Below are 6,000 nucleotides of genomic sequence, written 5' to 3' on the forward strand. Positions count from 1 at the left end.
TTTTTTGGGGTTGTCACGATGTAACGCTTCAACCCTGTAGTCGCTGACGAGGCACGAAGGCTGCGAGCTTCCAAGATCAAAAGATCGCGAGCAAGCTCGCTCCTACAGCGGTTTCAGGCAGGCTGCAAACGCCAGCTCATCACATTCATCAGGTCGCAGCCATCACGCAGCAACAGCATGGCCGTGGTTGCCAGGTGTTTGAGGTCGACCGCGTCGGCCTGCTCCATCTCGCGGCAGGAAAAGGTTTCCATCAATTGGGTAACCGCCAGCACACGGGCCATGGCGTTGGCATGCAACACATCCAGCGGCGCGTTGCGGTCAATCAGTAAGGCGGGAATGGTGCAGTCGATAGCAGTTAACGGGATGTAGGGGGATGCAGTCATGAGTAAAGCTCCTTGTTGCTGATTGGAGCCATCCACATTCGTCGCCAAACAAAGGTAGGTGGCAGCTGTACGCAGGTTGGCGAACCGGTAGAACAAGGAATACCGGCAGATCCAAAGATCTCCCACGCACAGCTGCCATAAAGCAGCGCGATGCAAAATACACGCTCTGCCATATATCACAACAACTACACGCAACCATTGTTCATTCCCAAGTCGCCAAACCCGGTCGCCAAACGGCGAGCAACGACTATAGGCGTCGCCCCCTTAGCCCGGCAATTGGCAAAACTGTGCGAAACATCCCGGAAAATCGTGAGCCACATAACCCTGCCACCTCTGTAGGAGCTGCCGAAGGCTGCGATCTTTTGATCTTAAAAGCTCGCAGCCTTCGTGCCTCGGCAGCTCCTACCGTTGAGGTCCATGGCCTCATGCAGAATGTTACCCCCGCCTAAAACAGTGCACGCGCGCTTCAAAATAAAGCAAAATGCACACCATCCTTATAAAAATACAACTCAGTATGTGCACTTTGAACAGCCATCATTATTACTTCTGCCCGCTTTTATTCAGCATGTTGCCACCTAGTAAACTAGGCCCGGTAATTGCTTTGGCCCAGCCAGGCCACGGACCACGGCCAACCCACTAAAGGCGGAGAAAATCTCATGAGTTCACACGGTGAATTTGCGTTGAGCGAAGCACCCAGCACTGCTCGCAAGGGCCTGCTACCGATATCGATGGTGTTGTTCAGTTTTACCTTTTTCACCGGCACCATGTTCGCCGGCGGCAAGTTGGGCATGGCGTTCAATTTTGTCGACATGCTGTGGATTGCCGCTATCGGCAATGGTTTGCTAGCCCTGTATGCCGCCGCGCTGGCGCTGATCGCATCGCGCAGCGGGCTGAATACGGTGTTGATGGGGCGCTTTTGCTTTGGCGAGGCCGGTAGCCGTCTTTCGGACTTTATCTTGGGGTTCGCCGAACTGGGCTGGTACGCCTGGGGCGCGGCGACGGTGGCGATTGTGCTGGTCAAAATGCTCGGCCTGGCCGAAGGCTTTACCGTCCCGCTGATGATCGTGTTTGGCTTTGGCTTCAGCATCACCGCCATCATCGGCTTTAAAGGGCTGGATGTGCTGTCGCGCATTTCAGTGCCGTTGATGCTGGTGCTGATGATTGTCTCGATGGCCCTCGCCACCCAGCACGTCGGCGGCTTCAAGGCGCTGGCAGCGGTGATCCCGCATGAAACCATGACCTTCTCGGCCGCGATCACCATGGTCTTCGGCACCTTCGCCAGCGGCGCGACGCAAGCCACCAACTGGACGCGCCTGTCGCGCACCGGGCGGGTTGCAGTCATCGCCAGCGTGGTCAGCTTTCTGCTCGGCAACGGCCTGATGGTGGTCGCCGGTGCCTGGTGCGCCATCGTTTACCAACAGGCCGATATCGTTGAAGTGATGATGCTGCAAGGCTTGTCATTCGCCGCGGTGATTATGCTGTGCCTCAATTTGTGGACCATTCAGGGCCCGACCATTTACAACGTGTCGGCCGCTGCCTGCCACTTGGTGCGCACTGAACGTCGCCGCACCATGACCCTGATTGCCGCCGCCATCGGCGTGGTGCTGGCCATCGGCGGCATGTATGAAATGCTGATTCCGTTTCTGGTGCTGCTCGGCTCGGTGATCCCGCCCATCGGCGGCGTGATCATGGCCGACTTCTGGTATCGCCATCACGGCAAGTACCCGCAACTGGCCTCGGTCAGCCTGCCACGCTACAACCTGCGGGGTCTGGTGTCGTATGCCGTGGGCGCCGTGCTGGCCTACTCATCACCCTGGATCGCGCCGCTGGTGGGCATTGCCGCCTCGGCCCTGTGCTACGTGGTGCTGCTTGAGATTGGCAAACACCGCACGCAGGAGGCGGTTTGAGCCTCACCGTTGAAGAAATTCTGGCGCTGCCCGGCCTTGAAGAAATGGCCGTCCGGGCAGGCGCCCGTAACCTGCATCGCACCGTGCGCTGGTCGTACGTGGCCGAGAACGAAGGCATTGGCGAATGGGTGATGGGCGGCGAGTTGGTGTTTGTCACGGGGATCAACCACCCCCGCGATGAAGCCAACCTGCTGCGCTTGGTGCACGAAGGTGATGCCAGCGGCATCGCCGGGCTGGTGATTCTGACCGGCGAGGCGTTTATCCGGCGCATCCCCCAGGCCGTTGTAGAACTGGCCGAGCACTATGGCTTGCCACTGATTGAGCAGCCGTACCTGCTGAAGATGGTCATCGTCACGCACCTGATCGGCACGGCGCTTGTGCAAATGACCCAGGCCAAGCGCTCGCGCCATGACATTCTGGCGCAGTTGCTCAGCGGCGATTACCCGAGCCTCGCCACCGCCCGCCAACGTGCCGCGCATTTAAAGCTGCCGCTGGACAGCCCGCGACGCCTGGTAGCGTTGCGCCTGTCGGCGGTTGCTACGCTGTTTGACAGCCACGCCCCGGATGAAGCCGAGCGCTTGCTGCAACTGATTCGTCAGGGCGTCCAGGACCACCTCGACGCCTGGAGTCGTGCCCTGCCGGATGCGCTGCCAGTGGTGGTGCAAGGCGATCTGTTTATCTTGCTGCTGGCAGACCACGACAACGTTCGCGCCGACCTGGCCCGCCTCTCTCAGCAGTTGCAACCGGTGATCGGCGACCTGGCGCTGTTTATGGGGCTGGCAAGCAAGGTCGACGCCTGTGAGCACTACCCTCAAGCCCTCAATCAGGCCCGTCAGGCGCTGGACGTTGCCGAGAACCTGCGCCCGGCCACCGGCCTGTGCGACTTCAACGAACTGGGCGTGCTGCGCTTGCTGCAGGCCATTGGCGATCGCTCGGTGATCGACCTGTTCGTCAAGCAAACCCTCGGGCGAATGATCGAAAGCCGCCGCAAACAGCCCAACAGTTTGATCGACACCCTGGACGCCCTGCTCCAGGAAAACGGCAACGCCCTCAAGGCCGCGCAGCGTTTAACCATCCACCGCAACACCCTGAACCAACGGATTCAACGTATCGAGCAGCTCAGCGGGCAATCGCTCGATGATCCACTTTTTAGAATGAACGCTTCGGTCGCCCTGCTGGTATGGCGCATGACCGAAGCCCAACGACAGGACCGACCATGAACATCATCAACGCCACCTTGCGCAAAACACCAGGCCTGTACACGGTCAGCTGTGAAGGCGAGCGCATCAGCGCCATCACCCTGCAAACCGGCAGCGTCGCGGCACAACCCGGCGATATCGACGCTCAAGGCCAATTGGTGATCGCACCGCTGGTTGAGCCGCATATCCATCTGGATGCAGCGCTCACCGCCGGCCAACCCGAATGGAACCTCAGCGGTACGCTGTTCGAAGGCATCGAGCGTTGGGCCCAGCGCAAAGAAACCATCACCCACGAAGACACCAAGCAGCGCGCCCACACCACCATTCGCATGCTGGCCGAAAACGGCATTCAGCACGTGCGCACCCACGTCGACGTCACCGACCCGACACTCGCAGCGCTCAAGGCCATGCTCGAAGTGCGTGAAGAAGCGCGCCACCTGATCGACCTGCAAATCGTGGCCTTCCCCCAGGAAGGGATCGAGTCGTACGCCAATGGCCGCGAACTGATGACCCGCGCCGTGGAGATGGGCGCAGACGTGGTGGGCGGGATTCCGCACTTTGAAAACACCCGCGACCAGGGCGTCAGCTCGATCAAGTTTTTGATGGACCTGGCCGAGCGCACCGGTTGCCTGGTGGACGTGCACTGTGACGAAACCGACGACCCGCACTCGCGCTTTCTCGAAGTGCTGGCCGAAGAAGCTCGCGTGCGCGGCATGGGCAGCCGGGTCACGGCCAGCCACACCACCGCCATGGGTTCTTACGACAACGCTTACTGCTCCAAGCTGTTTCGCCTGCTCAAGGCCTCGGGCATCAACTTTGTCTCGTGCCCGACCGAAAGCATCCACTTGCAGGGCCGTTTCGACACCTTCCCCAAACGCCGCGGCGTGACCCGCGTGGCCGAACTGGACCGCGCCGGCATGAACGTCTGCCTGGGCCAGGACTCGATCAAAGACCCGTGGTACCCGCTGGGCAACGGCAACATCCTGCGCGTGCTGGATGCCGGTTTGCACATCTGCCACATGATGGGCTTTGAAGACCTCAAGCGCTGCCTGGACCTGGTCACCGACAACAGCGCGCGCACCCTCAACCTGGGCGAAGGCTATGGCATTGCCGTCGGCCGTCCGGCCAATCTGGTGATCCTCGACGCAGAAAATGATTACGAAGTGTTGCGCCGCCAGGCCAAGGCTCGCGTCTCGATCCGCGCCGGTAAGGTGCTGATGAACCGCGTTCCTGAGCGCGTTGAGCTGATCGGCGCCTGATCAAGTCCTGCCAGCCGCCGCCCCGGGGCAGCGGCTGGCGGGTTATCGAGCCCTGCACGTTTACGGCATAATGTGCACCGCTGGACAACCCGACCTTGGGCTAACGCACACTAAAAAGCATGGATGTATGGATTCCTCCCACCTGTTGTATCTGCTGTACGGCGGTAATGCCGTTTACCGCCAAGAAGCCAAACTCAGCATTCTGTCGGCCCTGCGCGAACGCCGCGTGCCCGACAGTTTCACCATCACGTTAATGACCGACGAGCCCCAGACCTTTGAAGGCTGGCCCGTCACAGTCATCGCCCTGAGCACCGAGACACTGGCACAGTGGAAAGGCGCCTACGGCTACACCCATCGCCGCAAAGCCTGCGCTATCGCCGCTGGGGCCAAACTCGCGGACAAAACCATCTTCGTCGACACCGACACGGTGTTTTTCAAAGACCCGGCCCTGCTGTTTGAACGCATCAGCGATCAGCAGTACTTAATGGATGAATTTGAGTGGGAGTGGGCTGAGGCCAAGTTGCGCGCCGACTACGTGGCGTTTTCAGATGAGCTGATCGCCAACGGCAAAGCCCCTGCCGACAGCCTCAAGCTGTATAACAGCGGCATTTGCGGCATGACCCGCGCCAATGCCGGGTTGCTGGACAAGGCCATCGCGCTGATCGATGAATGGAACCAGCATTACGCCAAGCTGCACACCATCGAGCAGATCGCCGTGTCCTTTGCCATGGCCGGCACGAACGTGGTGACCGCCAATGACTGCATCCACCACTACTACTCCAAAAAACGCTATCACCACACGATGAACCAAGGGTTCTTCGAGCATCACGGTGAACGCTACCACGCCGACCTGCCGACCCTGGCAGCCTCGGTGCCGGTGCACTTCCCCAAGCCGTCCTTGCTTGCCAAGGTCAAGGCGCAACCGCGCCTGATCGCTGTCAACAAAGCGTTCAGGCCAGCGGCCAAATTGATGATTCAGGGGCAAAAAGTGGCCACGGCGGAGTATCTGCAGCCTTATTGCCGCAAAGCCCTGTGGGTCAGGGCGATTGAGTTGCTGCAGCAAAAGCACGCAACCGCCCGGCAAATCGAGCATTTGATCAAGATCTGCATCGCCCCGGCGCAGCAGGCCGAGTTCAAGGCGTTGCTTAACGGCTAGAGCTGTAAACCCCTGTAGGAGCGAGCTTGCTCGCGATCTTTTTTTTTTTTTAAAGATATGGGGGAACCGCGCGGCGACACGTTTGGGGGGGGGGGT

Annotated in this window: 5 protein-coding genes; 4 read left to right on the forward strand and 1 reads right to left on the reverse strand. The window is 59.9% G+C overall.

Annotation, left to right across the window (positions count from 1 at the left end):
- Positions 1 to 113: 113 nt before the first annotated feature.
- The gene (locus AAEZ03_RS03130; protein WP_350575950.1) at positions 114 to 383 is read right to left on the reverse strand and encodes a short-chain dehydrogenase; all 270 of its coding nucleotides are present in this window, start codon (positions 381 to 383) and stop codon (positions 114 to 116) included.
- Between the two features lie 656 nt (positions 384 to 1,039).
- Here AAEZ03_RS03130 and codB point away from each other — a divergent pair.
- From codB to AAEZ03_RS03150, 4 genes are all read left to right on the forward strand, one after another.
- Positions 1,040 to 2,290, forward strand: a complete 1,251-nt coding sequence (gene codB, locus AAEZ03_RS03135) for a cytosine permease (RefSeq protein WP_048370653.1) — start codon at positions 1,040 to 1,042, stop codon at positions 2,288 to 2,290.
- Complete coding sequence (locus AAEZ03_RS03140; protein ID WP_350575954.1) at positions 2,287 to 3,510, forward strand: PucR family transcriptional regulator; 1,224 nt, start codon at positions 2,287 to 2,289, stop codon at positions 3,508 to 3,510. The genes codB and AAEZ03_RS03140 overlap by 4 nt, the downstream gene beginning before the upstream one ends.
- On the forward strand, positions 3,507 to 4,748 hold the full coding sequence (gene codA, locus AAEZ03_RS03145; RefSeq protein WP_048370657.1) for a cytosine deaminase: 1,242 nt from the start codon (positions 3,507 to 3,509) through the stop codon (positions 4,746 to 4,748). The genes AAEZ03_RS03140 and codA overlap by 4 nt, the downstream gene beginning before the upstream one ends.
- Before the next feature lie 127 nt (positions 4,749 to 4,875).
- Positions 4,876 to 5,904 carry a hypothetical protein gene (locus AAEZ03_RS03150; protein WP_350575957.1) on the forward strand — a complete coding sequence of 343 codons (1,029 nt, stop codon included), beginning with the start codon at positions 4,876 to 4,878 and terminating at the stop codon, positions 5,902 to 5,904.
- Positions 5,905 to 6,000: the final 96 nt, after the last annotated feature.

It is taken from the genome of Pseudomonas sp. HY2-MNA-CIBAN-0224 (genome assembly GCF_040310285.1).
GTDB classification, from domain to species: Bacteria; Pseudomonadota; Gammaproteobacteria; order Pseudomonadales; family Pseudomonadaceae; genus Aquipseudomonas; species Aquipseudomonas helleri.